Below are 21620 nucleotides of genomic sequence, written 5' to 3'. Positions count from 1 at the left end.
TGATTTAAATTCAATTCCACTTCTTAGGTGTATAATTTATTGTAGGCATTTGATAAAAGAAAAAATAAAATTAGAAAGGAGTGCTATAAATGGGCGTTTTAGACAAGATTAAACCAGGTGTAGTTTATGGAAAAGAACTGCATTCTTTATATGAAATATGTAAAAATGAAGGATTTGCTATTCCTTCTATTAATTGTATAGGAACAAATTCTATTAATGCAGTTTTGGAGGCAGCAAAGGAAATTAATTCTCCTATTATGATACAATTTTCCAATAGTGGTTCTGCTTTTATTTGTGGGAAAGGATTGAAGATGGAAAAACCACAAGGAGTTTCAATAGCTGGAGCTATTTCTGGTGCTATGCATGTGCATTTGATGGCAGAGCATTATGGTGTTCCTGTTGTTCTTCATACTGATCATTGTGCTAAAAATTTGCTTCCTTGGGTTGAAGGACTTTTAGAGTATGGTGAAAAATACTATAGTCAGCACAAAAGGCCATTATTTTCTTCACATATGTTAGATTTGTCAGAAGAGCCTATTAAAGAAAATATTGAAATTTCTAAAAAATTCTTAGAAAGAATGGCAAAAATTGAAATGTTTTTAGAAATAGAGCTTGGAATTACAGGTGGAGAAGAAGATGGAGTTGATAATTCGGATAGAGCTTCGCATGAACTATTTTCGACTCCAGAGGATATTTATTATGGATATTCAGAGCTTTTAAAGATTAGTCCAAATTTTCAGATTGCAGCAGCTTTTGGAAATGTTCATGGAGTATATAAACCGGGGAATGTTAAGCTTACCCCAAGAGTGTTAAAGGATGGCCAAGATTATGTTATATCAAAAACAGGAGTAAATATTAGCAAGCCAGTTTCTTATGTTTTTCATGGGGGTTCTGGGTCTACAATTGATGAGATTAATGAGGCACTTTCTTATGGGGTTGTAAAGATGAATATTGATACAGATACACAGTGGGCTGCTTGGGAAGGTGTTTTAAATTATTACAAAAAAAATGAAAATCGTTTGCAAGGTCAATTAGGAGATGGCAAGAATATTGATATTCCAAATAAGAAATTTTACGATCCAAGAGTTTGGTTAAGAGAAGCTGAAGTTTCCATGAAAGATCGTGTGAAGATTGCATGCAAAAATCTTAATAATATTAATAGGAATTAAATAAAAATTCATTAATTTTTATTTACAAGCTGCTTTTTGAGCGGCTTTTTTATTATTTGTTATGTTTAAGATATTGAATTGTAAAATTATTGATTAATTTGATATCTTTTTAAGAATTTGAATAAAATCCAAATTTATTTTTAAATGATTTTTAAATGCTATGTTTATGAGGCTGTTTTGATTGAATAAGGAGGTAATTAAGATTTTTTCTAAATTTTAAAAAAAAGCATTTTTCTTTGAATTGACTTTATGTGTTTTTTATAGCGTTTATTGTTTGTGAAAATTAAACTTTAGCTTTGAGATTTAATTCTTTAAAAGAGGATATACTATTGAAAAATCCTAAGGAATATGAGATTAACTAATTTTTATAATTTCAAAGGCGTGCAGTATAGTTATATTGTGAATTTAAGTATCATCTGCAGCAATATTGATTCCCAGTTCTTTGAGTTGTTCATTTGAGATTTTAGAAGGGGAGTTGTCAAGAGGACTTGCTGCAAAAGAATTTTTGGGAAATAGTATTACATCTTTTATTGAAGTTGATTTTGTCATTAGCATTATTAGTCTATCAATACCAATTGCAATGCCGCCATGATTGGGAGCTCCATATTCTAATGCTTTTAGAAAAAATCCAAATCTATCTTCTGATTTTTCTTTTTGAAATCCTATTATGTTAAAAATTCTTTGTTGAAGTTCTTTGTTATGTATTCTAATTGAACCTGAACCAAGTTCTACGCCATTTAAAACAAGATCGTAAATTTCTCCTATAGCTTTGTTTGGATTTTTTTCTAAATTAGAAATATATCGCTTTTTGGGAATCGAGAACATGTGGTGAGCTGGTATATAAGTTTTTGTATTTTCATCATATTCAAATAGTGGAAAGTCGTAGACCCATAGAAATTCAAATTTATTTTCATCTATTAGTCCAAGATCGTTTGCAATTTTTATTCTAATTTGACCCATTGCTTTGCAAGCAATTTCCCATTTGTTATTAGCTATAAAGAAAATTATGTCATTATTTTCTAGAGAATAGGCTTTTATTAATTGCTGTTCTTCTGTTTTTAAAAATTTTGCAATTCCTCCAGAAAATTTATTGTTTTCAATTTTTGTGAAATAAAGTCCTTGTGTTTTGTAAAGCTTTGCAATTTCTTCTAAATTATTTATTTTTGCTCTTGAAAACGTATCAGCTTTATCTTTTACTATCAAAGTTTTAATTGAACCTTTATTGTTTAGAATATCTTTAAATACATTGAATTCTGAATTTTTTAGATTGTGACTTATATCTTGTAATGTAAGTTCAAATCTAGTATCTGGTTTATCGCTTCCATATTTGTTCATTGCCGTTTTGTATGTTATTTTTTTGAATTTTTTAGATAATTTAATATTAAGGCAATTTTTAAATATTGAAAAAAGCATATTTTCTATTAATTTAAAAATATTTTCTTTTTTGACAAAACTCATTTCGAGATCGAGCTGAGTGAATTCCGGCTGTCTATCTCCTCTTGAATCTTCATCTCTATAGCAACGGGCTATTTGAAAGTATTTATCAAATCCTGCTATCATTATAAGTTGTTTATAAAGTTGTGGAGATTGGGGTAAAGCATAAAAAGATCCTTTATGAATCCTTGATGGGATTACAAAGTCTCTTGCGCCTTCTGGTGTTGATTTTACAAAAGTTGGAGTTTCTAGTTCTAAAAATTTTCTTTTTACTAAAAAATTTCTAATTAGATGAGTAGCTTGGCATCTTAAAATGATTTTATTTTTCAATGAATCTCTTCTTAAATCTAAGTATCTATATTTAAGTTTTGAGTTTTCACTTGCATTATTGTCATCTTCTATCATAAATGGCAATTCATTACACTTTGAGATAATTTCAATATTTTTTGCCAATATTTCAAAATATCCTGTTGTCATATTTGCATTTATCATGTTGGAAGGCCTTTTAATCAATAATCCTTGAATTTTAATGCAATATTCAAGTTTTATTTTTTCTACTATCTTTAGAAGGTGTTCTTCAGTTATCAGAACTTGAGCTTTTTCATATCTGTCTCTTATGTCTAGAAAGGTAAATTTTCCGTGGTGTCTAATTTTTTTTACCCAAGCATTTATTTCAACTTTTTTGTTTATCAATTTTTCATTTAATTCATTACATTTAATAACTTTAAACATAATTCAACTCACTATTATATTATAAATTTCTTTATCTGTTTTTGCATTTAAAATTTCTTTTTTATATAGATCAACTTTGCCTACAACAGATGCTAAAATTCTGGGGTAGCTAACATAATCTTTTGCTGGGCACAATATTAATATAAAAACATGGCTTAAATTCTTGTCAAGAGCATTAAAGTCAATCCCTTCATGGCTTATTCCTATTGCAATATGTATTTTTGAGATTAAATTTGTTTTTAAATGAGGAATAGCAAAACCTTCTTTTAGTGCGGTAGTAATTAATTTTTCTCTTTCCATTAAATCTTGGAATATTCTTTCTTTGTCAATTTCAATGTTTATTACGCTTAAAAGTTCTCTTAGAACATCCGCCTTATTGCTTGCTTTTAATTCTAGAATAATATTTTCCTTTTTTATTCTTTTATTTAGCTTGATATTACTAAGGATTTTATCATAATTTATTGAGTAATCTAGTTTTTTTGTTCTTAAAGAGATTGTTTCAACTTCTTTGGTTATTTTTTCTAGGTTTAAGATTGTTTCTCTAAAAAGGTCTTGCATTATAATTAAGTGATTATTTGGGCATTCGAATGTGATTTTACTGCCTTCTCTTTTTATTGAAAAGGATATATTATTTTTTCTTGCATTAATATATTGTGAAGAATCATTTTTAATCTGTTGTGTGAAAAATCCTTCTTTTCTTAACTCGTTTTTCAAGTCCCACACAAGAATTTTGGCTAAATTGTCATATTCAAATGATACGCATATGTGTGTATTTTGATCTATTGGGAGTTCTTTTTTAAGTCCGCTTTTATTTATTTTGAATAAAAAGTTTATTATGGGTGTTGCAACTATTGTTGGTAAAAATACCATTATTATTATGATTCCAAATATTTTTTGGCTAATAAATCCTGAAGATAATGCTACATTTGCCATAATAAGTGAAACTTCTCCTCTTGGGACCATTCCTACTGCAATTTTTAAGGCTCCAAGTTTATTAAATCCCAAAAAGAGTGCTGGAATAAAGCAAAATATGCTTTTAGTAAGTATTGCTATTGCGCTAATTGCCAATCCTAAAATGAGAACTTCTTTTGAGAGTATTTCGTTAATATCTGACATAAGTCCAATTGATGTAAAAAAGATTGGGATAAAAAATCTTTCAAAGATTGTTAGTTTGTCTTGAATTACATATACAATATCTGTTTTTGACATAGCAAGTCCAAATACATAAGCTCCAACAACAAAAGACATTCCTAGATTTTGAAAAATACTTGAAATAGTAAGGGCTAGAGAGAGTGTTATTACGGTTGCCAATGTAACGCTGTTTAATTTTTTCAACAGTCTTGAGAGTGTCTCTGATATATATATTAAAAAGAAAGTTAAGCATAGCCAAATTACTATGTTTTGAATTATGCTTTTAATTGAGCTTGCTATATCAAGATCTGATATAGATCTTGATATAGTTATTACACTTGTAAGCATAAGCATTGAAAGCACATCATCAATAATCGAAGTTGAGATTATTGTTACTCCCTCTGAAGTGCTCATTTTTTTCTTTGCAGAGAGTATACTTGCTGCGATTCCTGCTGATGTTGGAGTTCCAATTATTCCAATAAAAAGCGAGGTTGGACTTATCAGAGGCACATTAAAAATTATGCTGGCCATTAATACAAAACTTGTGAAGGTGCCAATAACTTCTGTTATTCCAATAATTCCTCCGCGTGGCAAAAATTTGATAAACAATTTTAAGTCAGTTTCAAGTCCTGCCGTGAAAAGTAATATTATTGAAGCTATGGTAGAGATTGCAAATATTTTTTCATTTATTAAATAATTTTCTCCAATTTGAGTTATTCCTAATGGGAATAATAAAGGTATTTGAATTTTTCCAAAGGCATTTGGACTTAGAATGATTCCCGCTGTTATTTGTCCTATTACTTTTGGAATCCCTATTTTTGCTACTAGATTGCCTAGCGAAATAGATGAGATTACAATGATTGCCAGACTCATAACAAAAGATGACATTGTTGTCTCAATGTCATCTTTTGTTGAGTATGAAAATAGAATATTAGGTAAGTGCAGCAATATTGTTATGTAAAAAATTTTTTTGTTCATTTTTAAAGCTCTTTTAAAAAATTATATTTTAGTAAGTTTAACAAATTTTTAATTGTCAGTTTTTCTTTTTTCCCGATGACAGTTATTTTTACTTTTTCTTTGTATACTATTCCTAATATGATAATTTCGATTGTAGACTTTGCGTCAGCTTTTCTACCATCTTTTGTTGTTATTTTTATATCACACGAAGAGTGTTTATTTGCGAATTCAGAAATGATGTTTGCTGATCTTGAATGTATCCCATCTTTATTTATTATCTCAATTTCTACTTCTTGCATTTTTTACTTATCTTATTTGTTGTTTTTCTTTTCTTTTTCTTTAGTTGCTGTTTTGTAAAGTGTTCCTATTGCGCTATCAATAAGGGTGAGAAGTATTTTTCCAGCTTCTCTTATATGTATTCTTTTCCCCCAATTAAAGTGAATATGTGCGTCGAATTCAAAAAGTTCATGTTCTTTTTTGATTGTAATTTTTAAATTTTCTACATGTTTTTTGATATGAGTATCAAATTTTTCTAGCTTTTTGAGAATAAAAATTTTTTCACTCTCATTTAAGTTATAATTAACTGCTTGAATTTTAGGTTCCATAATATATTCTTCCTTTCTCAGATTTCAATTCATTTCTATACTTGTTTACTGTTCTTCTAGAAATAGAGATTCCTTTGGATTTTAGTATAGCAGAAATTGCTTTATCTGACATCTTTTTATTTACTTCTAGCAACTTTTTTACCGTTATTTTAATGCTTAATTTTGAAAATTCATTTGTTTTTGCTCCACCAACAGAGCTAAAGAGCTCTTTGATTAATATGGTACCCCATTCGCATTTTAAATATTTATTTTTTATTGCTCTTGATATTGTTGATTTTGATACATTGATTTTTTCTGACAAAATGCTCAAGTTCATTGGTCTTAAGCTTTTAAAACCTCTTCTTAAAAATTCTTTTTGCAATGTGTATATAGCTATTCCTATTTTTGCAAGTATTTCGTCTCTATATCTCAATGATTCGATTAACCATTTTGCTTTTTTTTGTTTTTGAGGATTTTCATTTGTTCTTTTAAGTTCTTTTTTAAAGATGTTAACTTCTTTGATTTTAATCTTAAATTTGTTATTGTGGTTTATTATTAATATATCTGGATCAACATAAAAATTAGTGTCTTCTGGGTCTTTAAATTCGAATGTTGGGTTGGGATTGAGCTTTTGTCTTATAATTTCTAAAGCTGTGTTAAATTCTTTACTTCTTATTTTGAGCTCTTCTTTTAACTTTTCTTGAGTTTTTTCAAGAAGTTCTGCTTTTTCAAGAATTTTAATAATATTACTTTCTAATTTATGATGCTTTGCTTGTAAAATTAACGATTCTATTATATTGGGGACACAAATTCCTATTGGATCAAATTTTTGAATAAGTTCAATTATTTTTTTTACTTTTTCTTTTTCTTCCTTTTTAAAAAGATCGTAAGGGTTTATTATATGAAAGCCTTTGTTGTTTAGATTGTTTATTAATATTTCACCTATTTTAAGTTCATCTTCGTTTATTCTTTGAATTCTTAATTGTAGCAAAAGGTGTTCTTTTAAAGAAATGTTTGTTTGTGTTTTTTCAAGCGCTATGTCGTGTTGATTTTTTATCATATTATCTTCTTTATAAAAAACCTTTTTAAATCTATATGTTTTTAATGTTTCAAAAAATATTTTATTTGAGTCTATTTTTAGGCATTCGTTATTTTCGATTTCTTCTAATATAAGCTGTGTTAATTCTTTTTTATTAAGACTTAATAATTTTATTGTTTGTATTTGAATTGAGTTTAAATTTTGAGATAATTTTAATTTTTGTTTAATCATATTTATATTAATGTATAAAAAAAACCGCTAAGTATAATTATTAATGCTGGGCCTATTTTATTATAAAAAAATAAAATAAAAAAATTAATTCCCACAATAGTCAATGTTCTTAAAAACTCTGTTTTGTCGTTTTCTATCTTTAAATATGTGTTTTCGAGCAAAATGATTATTGTAATTATCCACAGTGCAACAATAATAGGTTTTAGATTTTCTAGACAATAACTTAAAAAGCCGATTTTGTGTAGCATTAGGAGGATTATAACCATTATTATTATTGGAGCTGTTATTAATGCTACAGTAGCAATTATTGCCCCCGCAATTCCTGCAGTTTTCATTCCAACGTATGTTGCTATGTTTGTGGCAATAGGTCCGGGGGTTATTCTTGATATTGTAATCATATTGACAAATTCTTCTTTTGTTATCCAGTGTTTATTATTAATTATTTCATTGTTTATTATTGCTGCAATTCCATTGCCACCTCCGAAATTTAATAATCCGATTTTTAAAAATGTAATTAATAAATTTATTAAAATCAACTTCTATCCTTTTTCTGTTTAGTTAATATTTTTTTTATTGTTATATATTTTAATGTGTATATTAAAAAGAATATTAGCAGAATATATGATATTCTTATTTTTAATTTAAAAATTGCAAAAATTACAAGAAAACATATTGTCCATTTTATTATAGAATTATTTAACATTTTTTTTGAAAATTTTAAAACAACTGTTAACATTATGATAATTGAAGATATTTTTGCACCTTCTAGAAATTTTTTAACATATATGCTATCTGGCATTAATTCCAGGTAAAGGAAAACCATTATTATTGCAATAATGGAAGGTAAAATTCCGGCAACAACGAGTAAAAGTGCGCATGGGAAACCCCCAAATTTTCTTCCTATTAGAAACACAAAATTAACTGCTGTAACCCCAGGAATAACATTTGATGTTGCTAATATTTTGTTAAAATCGTCTTCTGATATTATTTTTCTTTTTTTAACAAGTATTTTTTTAAGCTCAGATATAATTATTAATCCTCCGCCAATTGTAAGAGTTGTTGTTTTAAAGACAAGTAAAAACAAGTCCAGAATTTCATATATTTTTTTTTGCTTCTTTTTATGCATTTGTTTTGTCAAATTTAGTAAAAATCTTTAGCATACTAATTTTACCACAAATGTTCTTGTAATGTGTATTTTGTTGTTGAACAGTGATGATGAAAACATGCTTTATTGTAGCTTTAAAACATTGATATATTGTTTTAACTAGAGGTTTTCTATTGGAAAGGTTTGTTTTGTTTTTGTGATATAATTCAATTAATTTATGTAAAGCTTAGAAGGAAAGTTTAGTTTGTTTAAGGAGTTTTTCATATTTAAAGATTATTTTAATCATATTCTTGAGAGTATGATAGGTTATGGCTTGAAAGTTTCGATTGCTATAGCGCTGTGGTATTTTTTAAAGTTAATAGTTAAGAAAATTGGAAAAATCTTATTTAAGACTTTGGAAAAGTCTAAATTAGAGGAGAAGTTAGAGGCTACAGTTTTCAATTTTTTAAAATCTTTTTTCAAAATATTTACAGATTTTGTTATTGTTTTAATAATATTGCCATATCTTGGGGTGCCTACAACATCTATTATTGCTGTATTTGGATCATTAGGGCTTGCTATTGGGCTTGCTGCTCAAGGCATTTTATCTAATTTTGTTAGTGGATTTATTGTTTTGAATTCTAAGTTTTTTAAGTGTGGAGATCATATTAAATGTGGCGATGTTGAAGGCTTGGTTGAGAATGTCCAAATCTTTTTTACTACACTTAAAACATTTAACGAAGCAATTGTTAAAATTCCAAACAGTAAGCTTACATCCAATTTTGTTGTTAATTTTTCAGCAAATCCTAGAAGAAGAGTTGTGTTTTCTTTTCAAGTCCCCCATGATACAAATATTGGTTTATTAAAAGATAAAATAGAGGATTTAATGATTTTCAATAATGAGAAATTTAATGTTGAGGCTTGTTTTCCTACTCTTATTGTTGAAAAATATACCCCTTGTTATATAATCGTGCAGGTTCGATTTTTTGTCAATACAGAGGCTTTTTGGGATTTTAAATATTTTATTGGTGAGTCTATTCAAAGTGTTTTATTAGATATGAAAATTAAGTTTCCAATTTGTTTTATACCTTTTGATAAATTATATTAATGATTTTTTCTTGCAATAATTTCTGAGTAATAATTTTCAATTTTTTTTGTAAAAAAATGACTTGAAAATTTAGTAGAGTATTTTTTCGCATTTTGTTTAAATATTTTTAGTGTTTTATCATCTTTTATTACTTTGTCTATGTACTGAGATAAGTTTTCGTACTTTTTTATTAAGAATCCATTTATCCCTTCTTTTATTACGTCTTTATATATAAAATCATTTATTAAAATAGCAGGTATCCCAGCGGTTAATGCTTCTATTACTGTCATTGGATATACTTCGCTTCTTGATAGACTAGCAAAGATATCAGAAATTTTATAGTAATAGCATATTTCTTCCCACGGAATTGTTCCTATTAGCAATATTTGTTTTTCAAGTCCATGTTTGATGCTAAAATTTTTTATTTCCTTTTCTTCACTTCCTTTGCCAATAATGATAAGTTTATAATTTTTATTTTGTATTAAAAGGTCTTTTAAATGTATTACTAATAAATTTATGTTTTTTTCTTTATTTATTCTTCCAACAAATATGATTATTTTGTCTGTTTGCTTTATATTATGCTTTTTTAAAATTTCATCTTTTTTTTCTTTGCTTAGAGTTTTTATGAAAAGCTTTCTATCAACGCCATTTGGAATTATTCTATAGTTAGAATTATTTGATAGTTGAAAATATCTCTCTTTTGCTTTGCTTGATGGGTAAATAAAATGTTTTATTTTATTATAATGTTTTTGCATCATTTTGTCGGGTTTAATAAAGTATTTAAAAATTCCTAAGTAATGCAAATAATAATCCCACATTGTATGGCTTGTGTGAACTATTGGTATGTTTTGTTTTAATGCAATTTGTTTTCCAATTTTTCCCATAGAAAACTCGGAGTGAGTATGAATGATGTCTGGTTTATAGCTTTGTATTATTTTAAATATTTTTCTTTTGTTGGGAAAAGCTATTACAGCATCTAGTTTTTTATTTATTTGAATAGATGAGCATCTGTAAACGTTTTTTTCGTTTAAAGATTTTTTGGATTTTGGACAAAATATGTACACTTCATAACCATTTTTTTCAAATCCTTCTTTAATTTGCTTTATTGACGTTGCTACTCCATTTTTTTCTGGGATATACGTATCTGTAAATATTGCAACTTTCATATTCTCCTCCTAGCTTAAGTATAATATATTTGGTACTTGGATTATAATTTACTTTGATGCAAGTGGTTTATTTATTGTTAGGCAGTGAGCAAGGTTTAAAAGAAGCTTATTTGAAAGAGCTTTTAATCAAGATGGATGCTTTTAAATCAAAAGTTTCAGTTACTAAAATTTTTTTGTCAGAAATCTCAGTTGTGGGATTTGTTGAAAAACTGTTTTCTAGGTCTTTTTTTTCAGAAAAAGAAATTTTTATTGTTTATGAGTCTGAACTTTTAAAAGCAGGAAAAGATTTAGAACTAGTATGTAATGCAATTTTAAAGTCTAGCAATAAAACTGTTATTTTTGTTTCTAATAGTAATACATGTAATATTGATTTTAAAAATAAGCTTAAGTTTATAAAAAAAGTTTTTTATGAAATTTCTGATGATGACAAATTTACATTTGTAAAAAGAAATTTTTCTAATCTTAATATTAAAATTACAGATTCTGCAATAAATTTAATGCTTTTAATGTTAAATTCAGATACTAAAATTTTGAAATTTTATATAGATTCTTTTGCGCTTTTTGCCAAGAATAACATTATTGATGAGGAAGATATAACTTCTTGGATTAGTTTTGTTCGTTTTGAAAACACTTTTTCTTTATTTAATTCAATTTTAAGAAAAGATATGGCTCATTCTTTGATAAAGATTAAGTCTATTTTGGATCAGGGAGAAGATTTGCTTAATGTTTTGATGAGTCTTATTTGGCAATTTAAAAGATTATTAAAGGTGCAAATAGATTATAATGTATTTGGAAGCTTGCAGAGTGCATTGAATAAAAATAAAATCTTTTTTTCATTAAATAAAATTTATAGAGTAGGGGTTAAAAATTATTCAATTTCAGAAATAAAAATTGTTTTGAAAATTTTATATAAGTTTGATTTATATTTGAGAATTTATTCTAAAAATATTCATCAAAATTTGTCATATTTTTTAATATTTTCAATCTTAAAGCTTAATAATAATTTTTTAATGCATTGCTTCTCGGAATCAAAATTTAATTTTTAATGTATGAGGCAAAAATTAAGTTGGATTGTATTGTTTTGTTTTTTATCTTGTAGGTCTGAATCTAGATTAGCGGAAATTGTTTTAATAGAGTTTCTTGATTCTATTAAAAATTTTCAAAGTAGTCCTGAAATATTTTTTGACCATTTAAATATTCCAAGTGATGATGATCTAAGAGCAAAGATTTTTGGGTTAAAATCTCAAGCAAAAGACGATTTTATTTTTTATCCTTTGTTTTTTAATAATCTAAGATATGAAATAGTAGATAAAAAAAATATTTCTAAGGGCTTTGAATTTAAAGTTATTATTAAAAATATTAACTTTCAAAACGGGATAGAAAAATTTTTTGCTAAATTAAATAAAATTGAAGGAAGATCTTCAAAGATTAAAAATTTAGAAAAAAAAGAGCGTAAAAAAATATTTGATAATTTAATAAATAAAGTTATTGGAGAGTTGAGCAATTGTGATTACACCGAGGTTGTTCATTTTTTTAAAGTAGTCAAGAATTCTTCTAAAGGATATAAAATAGAACTTTTGGGGGATGTTTCAAATATTCAAGTTAGAAACAAGCTTATTAATGATCTTTTTTTAGTTTTATCGCCTGGAATTTCAAATAGTGTTTATATTTTAAAAAATATAAATTAATAATAATCCAGTTTAAAATTTTGTAATCTTATCGTTAATTTAGAAGTTATATAAAATTTCAATTGAATTTAAAATTTATTTGTCGTGATTATGTTTTTATTGAGGTTTCTTTTATTGCAAATTCTTTTATTCTTTTTGCAAGCCGAATATTTACTTTGATTTTTTCTGAAATTTCATTTTCACTTAAAGGTAATATATCTTTATAGGTTCCAATTGATTTTAATATTTTTTGGGCTGTTTTTTCTCCAATTCCATTTATTTTTGTATACAATAGGGTTATTTTTTCTCTTCTTTTTTTGTTAAATCCGTTAGCTTTTCTGTGTGCTTCATCTCTTACATTTTGCAGTATCCTGAGAGCAGGATGTCCTTGAGGTAGATTTATTCCTTTTTTGTTGGTTGTCAAGAATATTGTTTCGTGTTTTTTTGCCAGCGAACAGACTTTGACTTTGTTTTCTATTTTTAAGCCTTTTAAGATAGAAAAAGCAGCATTTAATTGTCCTTTCCCCCCATCAATTAAAATTAAATTTGGTAGTTCTAAATTTTTATTGATTATTTCTGAATATCTTCTTAAGATTACTTCTTTTATTGCTTTAACGTCGTCAATTTCTCCTTTTAATAGTGAGTTTAGCTTGTAAAGCTTGTAGTTCTCTTTAAAGGGTATTCCCATTTTAAAAGTAACCATAGAGGCTACCGTTTCTTGACCTTTAAGATGGGCAATGTCAAACCCCTCAATTATTTTGGGAAGTTTATCCATTTCTAAAAAAATTTTCAAACTCTCAAGCGCTTTGTTGTTTTTATTTTCATATTCTCTTAAAGATAATTCAGCATTAGATATGGCCATTTCCATTATTTTTAAAATTTCTTCTGTTTCTTTGTAAATAATTTCTGTTTTTGTATTTTTAATCTCATTTATTAGCTTTTCAGCATTTTTAGTGTCGATATCTTTGAGAAAGATATGAATTTTGTCGGGTACTATCATATTAATAGATGTGTAGTATTGAATTAAAAATTGTAAAATCAACTCATTTTTTTTGCATATGCTCTCATCAAAGTTTGCATCTCTTTCAACTAATTTTCCATTTCTATATTTTAATACTATTATTGTATTTACATTTTCTCCTGGATGAACATATACATAGTCTGTGTTTAAATTATTGGTTTTTGTAACGATTTGGATTTGATTAATCTCTATTAAAGAACTTTTAATTTCTTTTAATTTAATGGCGTTTTCAAAATCTTCTTTTTGTACGGCAAGTTTTAATTTAATGTCAATTTGGCTTAATATTTCGGATATATTTCCGTTTAGTATGGATTTTGCTTTATCTAGTTCTTCTTGATATTCTTTTTCAAGGTTTTCTTTAAAGCATACTCCAAGGCACTGTCCCATATGGTAATATAGACAAGGAGTATTGGATTTTTTTTTACATTTTCTAATCTTAAATGTTTTGTTAATAAAATCTAGTACTTGGTCTAATTTTTTCACATTGGTAAATGGTCCAAAATATTCGCTTTGGTCGTTAATTATTTTTCTAGTTTTGAAAATCCTTGGATATTTTTCATGAGTTATCCTTACCATGGGATAACCTTTCCCGTCTTTTAATTTTACATTGTAATCAGGTTTGTGAGTTTTGATTAGATTGCATTCTAAAAGCAATGCTTCGTATTCGCTGTTTGTTGTAATAACTTCTATTGATTTTACATTTTTCATTAATATTTTGATTTTGTGACTTTTTTTTTCTAAAAAATAACTTTTTATTCTTGATCTTAGATTTTTTGCTTTTCCAATATAGAGTATTTTTTTATTTTCATTTAGCATTTTATAGCAACCGCTTGTGGTTGGTAATTTTATTACTTTTTCGAATAAACTTGTTAGGTTTTCTTTCATACTGTTAGGTAGTTTTTAGATTTTAGAAATCATCTTATGATATAATATTGTAACATAAGACAGTTTGTTTTATGTTTTGAGGTATTTAAAAATATAAATAATAACAAATAAAAGGTCAAAAATGAGATTAATTTTAATGCTCTTGCTATTTTTTTTGTGCTTTTCTAGTCTTTTATCTCAAGAATTAAAGTTGATACTTGATTCAAAAAAAAATTTTAAATTTATTCAAGATTCTAGCAATATTACTTTTGAAAGGGATGTGAGGGGTTTGCTTGGTATTTATTTAGATAGATACAAAGCTGTTTTAGATTTAAATAATATTGATTTACGCTTAGAAATAGGAAGGGATAATAAATTAAAAGATACATCTTCAAACTATTTAGTTAGTGCAAAAAGTTTGAGAGTTTCAAATGAATTTCGTAATGTCTCTAACGGCTCTTTAATTTTTTATTCAAATCAAAATTCTGTTAAGTTTAAACCATTAACAAAAAAAGCATTCTTTTTCTCAGGTAATACTGTTTCTGATTTTACTATTAAGTTTTGGGTGTATCGAACGACTTCTGTTACAGGAGAAATTATTTTTAGTTGGGATGGTTATAAAAATATTAATAATTTGTGGGTAGATCAGTCTATTAGATTAGAAAGTGATGAGGGAAATTTTGTTTGGGTTTTAAACAATGTATTTTTAAAAGATAATAAAAATCCTATCAAAATTAGAATGAAAAGTAATGACGATTTTATTCCAAAGAAATGGCATTTACATACTTTAAGATATAGGCAAAGGGACGGCATACTTGAATATTTGATAGACTCTAAACCTCAAGCAATAGAGTATGTAACAGATGACAAGAAGGAAGGATCAGGATATTTATTAAGTATTGGCAATTTTATTGATTTTACCCTAGGAACTTATTTTACCGGTGCTGTTGAGAATTTGGAAATACATAAAAGCTTTGAAGAAGTTAGTAATGCTTTTTTTTCAAAGAATATGGGATACATTATTACAGAGCCTATCAAGCTTTCTAAATATTATTCTCAAATATTGTCTTTTGATGTTGATTCTAATGTTCCTAAGGATACAGAGATTGTTTATTATTATAGATTAGATAATAAGGTATTTTATGATACAGATAGCTATGGGAATATTAAGAAAAATTTAACTGGGGCTTGGATTCATTTTGATCCTAAAAAAGATTTTCCAGATTCAAAGATATCAAAATATATTCAAATAAAAGTTGAATTTTATCCTAGTGGGGATTCTGTAAGCAGTCCTTCTCTTTATAGTATGTCGATCACTTATGTTCCCGAAGCAGCTCCATTTCCTCCTGTGATAACAAAAGTTATTCCAGGCTCTAGAGAAGTTTTTATTGAGTGGATTCCTGTTGTTAATAGTAGTGTTGAAGGATATTATATTTATATCGGTGTTGCTTCTGGCAATTATCATGGAAAAACCAGTGGTGTTTTAACTTCTCCTATTGATGTTGGAAATCAAACTTCTTTCAAGATTACAGGACTTGAAGATGGAAGGCTTTATTATATTAGTATTGCTGCTTACAATTTAGACAAAAGCGTTAATAAGACTTCTTTCTCAAAGGAAATTTCTGTAAGGCCCATGGAGATTTTTAAAAAATATGAATAACTTTAGTTTTGAGAAAGCTTTAAATTTTTATAAAAATGGTGACTTTAAAAATTCTCTTGATAATTTAGATGTTTTTGATGAAAATTTTGATTCTCTTGCACTTAAAGCACTTATTTATTTTAAGAAAAAGGATTATAAGGCTCTTTTATATGTGTTAAATACTTATCCTGTTATTTTGAGTGAATACAATTTTTTAGTTAAGCTTATGGATTATGGGAAAGTTGAAAAAAATAAAGATGATCTAGGCCCTTTTGAGAATTATAATTTGGGTGTTTTTTATTTCAATTTAAGAGAATATAAACTTGCGTTAAGCTGTTTTTTAAAGGCTAGAGAGCAAAAATCTGATTTTATACAAGCTTTAAACAATAGTGCTGTCTTATTTGAAATGTTAGGGAATAAAGACAAGGCCTCGAAATTATTTTTCGAGGCTAGAGATTTGGATCAAAACAATTCTCTAGTTAAGCTTAATATTTGGATTTTAAAAAATAGCGAATCTCTTGAAACAGCAAGCTTTTTAAAAGCAGACAAAATTTTTTTTGATGCCAATCTTGCTCTTGTTGTTAATTATTTAATGTATTATTTTTATTCTATTGGGGAAATAAGCAGGGCAATTAGGCTTTCTGAAAAATTTTTAACTGATTCTCATTATTCTAAGTATATTTGGCACAATAGGGCAACTATTTTTCATAAAATAGGCAACATGACTCAAGCCACAATGTCTTACGTTAAAGCCATTTTGAATTTTTCAAATATTTATACAATTTATAATATGCACATTGCAACAATTGAGCTTTTAAAATTTTCTCCCAAAAAGGCTATTGAGAGAATTATTAATGATTATTCTAACCTAGATTTGGTGTATTTTTATGCAACCTTATTTTTTCTTAGAAATCGTGATCTTGAGGATGCCTATTTTTATATGAAAAAACTTTGTGAGCTTAATCCAGAGCCTTATTTAAAATTTTTAAAATTACTTGAGTCTAGCGAGGATATGTTGATTGAAAATCTGCTTGAAGAATTTGCAGTCTCTTTAAGAACCAATTGGTATTTGGAGTATTTATTTTTTATTGATAATTCTTTAAATTTGAGAGATCCTATTTTTGTTTTTGATCACAATATAAGAGTAAATACATATATTTGGAGAATTAAAGATGAGTGTATTGAGTTAAAATTCAGCAATAATGAGGAAAAAATGATTCAAGAGCTCTTGCATGAAGAATTGATTTGTTCTGAAGTTGACATTTCTATTAGAGATTTTCAAAACTTGATAGAAGCTTACAAAGAGTTTAGAATAAATTACTAATATTTATAATTTATTTAGTTGACAATAATAATATCTCTATAAGATAATATGTATTAATACTGTAGGAGAGATGCCAGAGTGGCCGAATGGGGCTTCCTGCTAAGAAGTTGTCCTTTTAAAAAGGGGACCATGGGTTCGAATCCCATTCTCTCCGTAATTATTTAAATCTTGACAGTGCGTATTTTATTTATTAAAATTTGTTTTAACTCTGGAGAGGTGGCAGAGTGGTTTAATGCTACGGTCTTGAAAACCGTTGTAGGTGTAAGCCTACCGTGAGTTCGAATCTCACCCTCTCCGTAATTGTTTATTTGATTTAAGCATAAGATTAAGAGCGCGGGGTTTTATTGGGCCGATATCCATTTTCTGTGTTTTCGTGCAAAGGGAATTGAAATTCAATTTTATCGCATTCATTACAATCAATTAAGAATGGACTGTAAAAAATTATAATTTGGTTATTTTTAAAGTAATATTTATATCTTGGAAAGATTGTTGTGAATTTTTTTTCCAATTCGTTTAGATTGTATTTATCTTTGACGTTAAAATCTATAATCTTACTTTTTACCTGTTCTTTTAATACGTTTATTAGAGAGTCTAGTTGATCTTTTGATATTATTTCTGAAATTTCTATTTTTTTGTTTCCTTTTAGGTTTAAAGAGTAATATTTTAAAAAAGTGTTAGATTCATTTTCTTTTAAGGATTCTTTATATAAAATGGATGTAATTCCAATATTTTCATTTTTAAATATTGTAAAGCTGGAAAAATAAAAATATTCATTGTTTGTATTTTCGGGTTTTGATATTTTATTTTCGATGTCTTTTTTCCATTTTTTTATAAAATTTTCAAATTCAAAGTTTGCATTTTTCATAAAAGGAATTTTTGCATCTATGTGGAGAATATTCTTGTTTTTTAGTATTTCTTTTGCTTTGATATTTTTAGTTTTAATTATGAATTCAGAATTAACTTCATTTGAGACTGATTTAGAGCATGATAATATAGATAATATTAAAAGAAAAATGATTATTTTAGTTTTCACAACTTCTCCATTTTCCATTGAATGTTTTTATTGTAATAAATAGTAATTTTTATTACAATAAAAATTAATTATTTGTGTCCATAGCTCAGTTGGATAGAGCGTTAGATTGCGATTCTTAAGGTCGGAGGTTCAAGTCCTCTTGGACACGGAATTATATTGATTTGGAGAGATGGCCGAGTGGCTTAAGGCGCACGCTTGGAAAGCGTGTATACGGTAAAATGTATCATGGGTTCGAATCCCATTCTCTCCGATTCCTAGGACCCGTACTATCAAGTGTTGCCAAACCCCGTCAGGACTGGAAGGTAGCAGCGGTAGGCGATTTTTTTGGTGAGTACGCAAGTCTTAGGTTTAATTTTGAGCCAAAATGCAATGCTTTACTTTATGTTAAGATATGGATTTATCTTTTTAAAACTTTCAACCTTGTTATATTTTATTAGGAAGCTTTTTTTGTTAGATATTTTTTATGCTTTATAAAATTCTTTGGTACTTTTTTTAAAGTAATAGTTTTGAGATATAAATATGTTGTATAGTATATATTTATAGCATTTTACTTATTAAGGCATTGGGAGGTAAAAAGTTGATGGCATCTTCAAGAGGTACTGCTCTTAAAAAACGTCCCAGAGATTTCAACTCTCTTGAAGGGCAGGATTTTGTTGTTGAAACCCTAAAGCATTCTATAGAGAAAAATAAAATAGCAAATGCTTATATTTTTTCAGGTCCAAGAGGTGTTGGAAAGACTTCATCAGCCAGAGCTTTTGCGAGATGCTTAAATTGTAAGAATGGTCCGACAGTTATGCCTTGTGGGGAGTGTAGCAATTGTAAATCTATTGAGAGTGATAGCAGTCTTGATGTTATTGAAATTGATGGTGCTTCAAATACTTCGGTTCAGGATATTAGACAAATTAAAGAAGAAATAATGTTTCCTCCTGCAATTTCCAAATATAGAATATATATTATTGACGAAGTTCATATGCTTTCCAATTCTGCTTTTAATGCTCTTTTAAAGACAATTGAAGAGCCCCCAAATTATATTGTTTTTATTTTTGCTACTACAGAGTCACATAAGCTTCCAGAGACAATAAAAAGCAGATGTCAGCATTTTAGTTTTAAACTTTTGTCGTTAGAAAAGATTTATAATATGCTTAAGAAGGTTTGTTTTGAAGATCATATTAAGTATGAAGATGAGGCTTTAAAATGGATTGCATATAAAAGTAGTGGTAGCGTAAGAGATGCTTACACTCTTTTTGATCAGGTAGTTTCTTTTACTAATTCTGACATTAAATTAGATCAAATAAGATCTAAGATGGGCTTCACTAATGATGAATTTTTGGAGAAGTTGTCAGTTAGCATTCTTAGTGAAGATGTAAAAGAGTTAATTTGTATTCTTGATTCTATATTTTTAGCAGGAGTCTCTTATGAGCAATTTTTGTTAGATTCAATTGAATTTTTTCGAGAGGCATTATTTTTAAAGATAGGCATTAAAAATTTTGAGTTTATTGGAATTAAATCTGAGGATTTGAGAAAGAAATTAATTGAGTTTGATTTGAATTATCTTGAGAGAATTATTGTTGTTTTGCTTGAAACTTACAGGGATTTGCAATTTTCGATTAATCCAAGATATGAGCTTGAGATTAATTTTATTAAAATTTTAAGACTTAAAAACTATATTCCAAATCATGTTTTGATAAAACAAATTCAAAATATTGAGGACAATTTGTTAGAAGATATGGCTTTAGACTCAAGCAATTTTGATGCTTTAGCAAATAAGAAGAGTGAAGATGATTTAGCTTTTATTCCAACAAAACTCAATTTAGAATATGAATTTCCCAAAATCAAATCTTTAGAAAAAGAGGAGACCGGTTGTGATGAAAATTTGTCAACAAAAATTGATGAAAATCTTTTAAAGCCCAATAGTATTGATAAGATTGATAAGATTGATGAGATTGATGAGATTTTTATTGAGGATGATAATTCAAGTAAAGCAAATGATTTTATTGATATAAGAGATAAATTTATTTATATTGTTTCAAGATATATTCAAACTTTAGTTCATTCAGGAGAAGTTGTTATTGATGAGAATGTTCTTTATTATAAGGTGTTTAGTGAGTTTGAATATAATGAGCTTCAAAATTATAAGGGTGAGATAAGGTCTGAGTTTTATAAAGAATTTCCCAATTTAAGCATTGTGTTTCAGAAAAATTTCAAAAGCCTTGAAAAGGATTTTGAAAAATTAGAAACTGTAAAAAATATTTTTGGAGCAAGTGAAGTTCTGGAGGAATAAAAATATGGCAGTAAATCCGTTAGATTTTTTGAAAAATATGTCTAGTGTTAAGAGCAATATTGACAATATTAAAAAGGAAATGTCTAAAATTACGGTTTGTGGTAAAGCGGGTAGCAATATTGTTACTATTGAGATGGATGGTGAATTTAATGTTAAAAAAGTTTCAATTAATAAGGAATTTTTTGATGATTTAGATAATGATGCTTTTGAACAAATGGTTAAATCTGCTTTAAATGATGCTGTTTCTAAGGTTAAGGAAGAGATAAAATTAAAAACCATGGGAGTTCTTCCTTTTGGAATGTAGTTGTTGATTTTGTAAAAGTTATATTTTGATTTTTCAATATGATGTTAAGCGCTTTATAACTTATAGTATTCCATATAAATTTAATTAATCAGATATAATTTTGGTATTAAGTAAGTATTTTGATTTATTTAATTTTTTTAATACATGTTCTGAATTTTAGGAGGATTTTATGTCAATGTTGTTACAAAAGACTTTATGTATTATTAAGCCAGATGGAGTTAGAAGGGGTTTGATTGGCGATATAGTTGCTAGATTTGAAAGGGTGGGTTTAAAAATGGTGGCTGCTAAAATGCTTATTGTTGATGAGAATCTAGCAAAAAAACATTATTTGTATGATGATGTTGCCCTTAGGCATAGTGAGGCGGTTTGGAGGTCTTTAGTTAAATTTATTTCAAATTCTCCTGTTTTTGTATTTGTTGTTGAAGGAGTTGAAAGCATTGAGGTTGTTAGAAAGCTTTGCGGTGCTACTGAGCCAAAATTAGCCATTCCTGGAACAATACGAGGAGATTTCTCTTATCACAGTCTTAAATATTCAAATGAAAAAGGCTTTTCAATCTATAATGTGATTCATGCATCTGCAAATGAGGTAGATGCGATTCGCGAAATATCAATTTGGTTTAAAGATAATGAAATTTTAAACTACAAAAGAGATGATGAATGTGAGCATTATTATTGTTAATTTTTATAATCTATTTCTTTGAAGGGATAAATTTTAAATTGCTAATTTAATACCAATCTAAAATAGAAACACTTTTTGTATTTTTGTTTTAATTTCTTACATTCTTAGGAGAAATTTTATACAAAAAACTGTTCTTGAAAGTGGTGTATTTATTTTACTCTTAAGTTTTACATTATAATTGGTTATGTAAATAA

Annotated in this window: 19 protein-coding genes, 4 tRNA genes and 1 other RNA gene; 14 read left to right on the top strand and 10 right to left on the bottom strand. The window is 27.2% G+C overall.

Going from position 1 to position 21620, the window contains the following annotated elements; translation table 11 throughout:
• Positions 1 to 89 precede the first annotated feature (89 nt).
• Positions 90 to 1169, top strand: a complete 1080-nt coding sequence (gene fbaA, locus HNP63_RS02050) for a class II fructose-bisphosphate aldolase (RefSeq protein ID WP_004789487.1) — start codon at positions 90 to 92, stop codon at positions 1167 to 1169.
• Positions 1170 to 1574: 405 nt separating this feature from the next.
• Here the strand turns inward: fbaA and aspS are convergent, their stop codons facing one another.
• Genes aspS through HNP63_RS02015 form a run of 7 tightly spaced genes read right to left on the bottom strand, consistent with a single transcriptional unit; the run spans position 1575 to position 8415 of the window.
• A complete protein-coding gene (aspS, locus tag HNP63_RS02045) occupies positions 1575 to 3335 on the bottom strand; it encodes an aspartate--tRNA ligase (RefSeq protein ID WP_183227084.1) in 1761 nt (586 codons plus the stop codon).
• Between the two features lie 3 nt (positions 3336 to 3338).
• On the bottom strand, positions 3339 to 5444 hold the full coding sequence (locus tag HNP63_RS02040) for a cation:proton antiporter domain-containing protein (protein ID WP_011601032.1): 2106 nt from the start codon (positions 5442 to 5444) through the stop codon (positions 3339 to 3341).
• A gap of 2 nt (positions 5445 to 5446) precedes the next feature.
• Positions 5447 to 5722: an HPr family phosphocarrier protein gene (locus HNP63_RS02035; RefSeq protein WP_011601033.1), complete on the bottom strand. Its 276-nt coding sequence runs from the start codon at positions 5720 to 5722 to the stop codon at positions 5447 to 5449.
• 12 nt (positions 5723 to 5734) lie between these two features.
• Positions 5735 to 6028: an HPF/RaiA family ribosome-associated protein gene (locus tag HNP63_RS02030; protein WP_183227082.1), complete on the bottom strand. Its 294-nt coding sequence runs from the start codon at positions 6026 to 6028 to the stop codon at positions 5735 to 5737.
• Complete coding sequence (gene rpoN / locus HNP63_RS02025) at positions 6018 to 7277, bottom strand: RNA polymerase factor sigma-54 (RefSeq protein WP_004789527.1); 1260 nt, start codon at positions 7275 to 7277, stop codon at positions 6018 to 6020. The genes HNP63_RS02030 and rpoN overlap by 11 nt, the downstream gene beginning before the upstream one ends.
• Positions 7278 to 7279: 2 nt before the next feature.
• On the bottom strand, positions 7280 to 7813 hold the full coding sequence (locus tag HNP63_RS02020) for a chromate transporter (RefSeq protein WP_004789743.1): 534 nt from the start codon (positions 7811 to 7813) through the stop codon (positions 7280 to 7282).
• Complete coding sequence (locus tag HNP63_RS02015; protein ID WP_011601034.1) at positions 7810 to 8415, bottom strand: chromate transporter; 606 nt, start codon at positions 8413 to 8415, stop codon at positions 7810 to 7812. Before HNP63_RS02015 ends, HNP63_RS02020 begins: the two co-directional genes overlap by 4 nt.
• Before the next feature lie 211 nt (positions 8416 to 8626).
• On the opposite strand from HNP63_RS02015, the gene HNP63_RS02010 reads away from it, so the two are divergent.
• The gene (locus HNP63_RS02010) at positions 8627 to 9469 is read left to right on the top strand and encodes a mechanosensitive ion channel family protein (RefSeq protein WP_183227080.1); all 843 of its coding nucleotides are present in this window, start codon (positions 8627 to 8629) and stop codon (positions 9467 to 9469) included.
• Here HNP63_RS02010 and HNP63_RS02005 read toward each other — a convergent pair.
• Positions 9466 to 10614: a lipid galactosyltransferase gene (locus HNP63_RS02005; protein WP_014486387.1), complete on the bottom strand. Its 1149-nt coding sequence runs from the start codon at positions 10612 to 10614 to the stop codon at positions 9466 to 9468. The two genes, HNP63_RS02010 and HNP63_RS02005, sit on opposite strands and share 4 nt — an antisense overlap.
• A 56-nt stretch (positions 10615 to 10670) precedes the next feature.
• Between HNP63_RS02005 and holA the strand changes: the two genes are divergently transcribed.
• Complete coding sequence (gene holA / locus HNP63_RS02000) at positions 10671 to 11660, top strand: DNA polymerase III subunit delta (protein WP_183227078.1); 990 nt, start codon at positions 10671 to 10673, stop codon at positions 11658 to 11660.
• 3 nt (positions 11661 to 11663) lie between these two features.
• Positions 11664 to 12302: a hypothetical protein gene (locus HNP63_RS01995; RefSeq protein ID WP_183227076.1), complete on the top strand. Its 639-nt coding sequence runs from the start codon at positions 11664 to 11666 to the stop codon at positions 12300 to 12302.
• Between the two features lie 88 nt (positions 12303 to 12390).
• Here HNP63_RS01995 and uvrC read toward each other — a convergent pair whose 3' ends face one another.
• Positions 12391 to 14187: an excinuclease ABC subunit UvrC gene (gene uvrC, locus HNP63_RS01990; RefSeq protein WP_183227074.1), complete on the bottom strand. Its 1797-nt coding sequence runs from the start codon at positions 14185 to 14187 to the stop codon at positions 12391 to 12393.
• A gap of 121 nt (positions 14188 to 14308) precedes the next feature.
• On the opposite strand from uvrC, the gene HNP63_RS01985 reads away from it, so the two are divergent.
• The 4 genes from HNP63_RS01985 to HNP63_RS01970 all read left to right on the top strand — a co-directional run bounded on the left by HNP63_RS01985 (position 14309) and on the right by HNP63_RS01970 (position 17426).
• Positions 14309 to 15826, top strand: coding sequence for a fibronectin type III domain-containing protein (locus tag HNP63_RS01985; protein WP_011601040.1), 1518 nt, complete (start codon positions 14309 to 14311; stop codon positions 15824 to 15826).
• On the top strand, positions 15819 to 17129 hold the full coding sequence (locus HNP63_RS01980) for a tetratricopeptide repeat protein (RefSeq protein ID WP_183227072.1): 1311 nt from the start codon (positions 15819 to 15821) through the stop codon (positions 17127 to 17129). The genes HNP63_RS01985 and HNP63_RS01980 overlap by 8 nt, the downstream gene beginning before the upstream one ends.
• A 64-nt stretch (positions 17130 to 17193) precedes the next feature.
• Positions 17194 to 17283, top strand: a tRNA-Ser gene (locus tag HNP63_RS01975).
• 56 nt (positions 17284 to 17339) lie between these two features.
• A tRNA-Ser gene (locus HNP63_RS01970) sits at positions 17340 to 17426 on the top strand.
• 28 nt (positions 17427 to 17454) lie between these two features.
• On the opposite strand, the gene HNP63_RS01965 is transcribed toward HNP63_RS01970, so the two are convergent.
• Complete coding sequence (locus HNP63_RS01965; RefSeq protein ID WP_014486389.1) at positions 17455 to 18162, bottom strand: hypothetical protein; 708 nt, start codon at positions 18160 to 18162, stop codon at positions 17455 to 17457.
• A 74-nt stretch (positions 18163 to 18236) separates the two neighbouring features.
• On the opposite strand from HNP63_RS01965, the gene HNP63_RS01960 reads away from it, so the two are divergent.
• The 6 genes from HNP63_RS01960 to HNP63_RS01935 all read left to right on the top strand — a co-directional run bounded on the left by HNP63_RS01960 (position 18237) and on the right by HNP63_RS01935 (position 21426).
• Positions 18237 to 18310, top strand: a tRNA-Arg gene (locus HNP63_RS01960).
• 15 nt (positions 18311 to 18325) lie between these two features.
• A tRNA-Ser gene (locus HNP63_RS01955) sits at positions 18326 to 18412 on the top strand.
• Positions 18413 to 18415: 3 nt separating this feature from the next.
• An RNA gene (gene ffs / locus HNP63_RS01950) (signal recognition particle sRNA small type) lies at positions 18416 to 18512 on the top strand.
• A gap of 230 nt (positions 18513 to 18742) precedes the next feature.
• A complete protein-coding gene (dnaX, locus tag HNP63_RS01945; RefSeq protein ID WP_011601043.1) occupies positions 18743 to 20443 on the top strand; it encodes a DNA polymerase III subunit gamma/tau in 1701 nt (566 codons plus the stop codon).
• A 4-nt stretch (positions 20444 to 20447) separates the two neighbouring features.
• Entirely contained in the window at positions 20448 to 20747 is a 300-nt protein-coding gene (gene efbC / locus HNP63_RS01940) for a nucleoid-associated protein EbfC (RefSeq protein WP_004789533.1), read from the top strand.
• Between the two features lie 169 nt (positions 20748 to 20916).
• A complete protein-coding gene (locus tag HNP63_RS01935) occupies positions 20917 to 21426 on the top strand; it encodes a nucleoside-diphosphate kinase (RefSeq protein ID WP_183227070.1) in 510 nt (169 codons plus the stop codon).
• Positions 21427 to 21620 lie beyond the last annotated feature (194 nt).

Source organism: Borreliella afzelii (assembly GCF_014202295.1).
In the GTDB taxonomy this organism is placed as follows: Bacteria; Spirochaetota; Spirochaetia; order Borreliales; family Borreliaceae; genus Borreliella; species Borreliella afzelii.
This window is presented reverse-complemented; position numbering and strand designations above follow the sequence as displayed.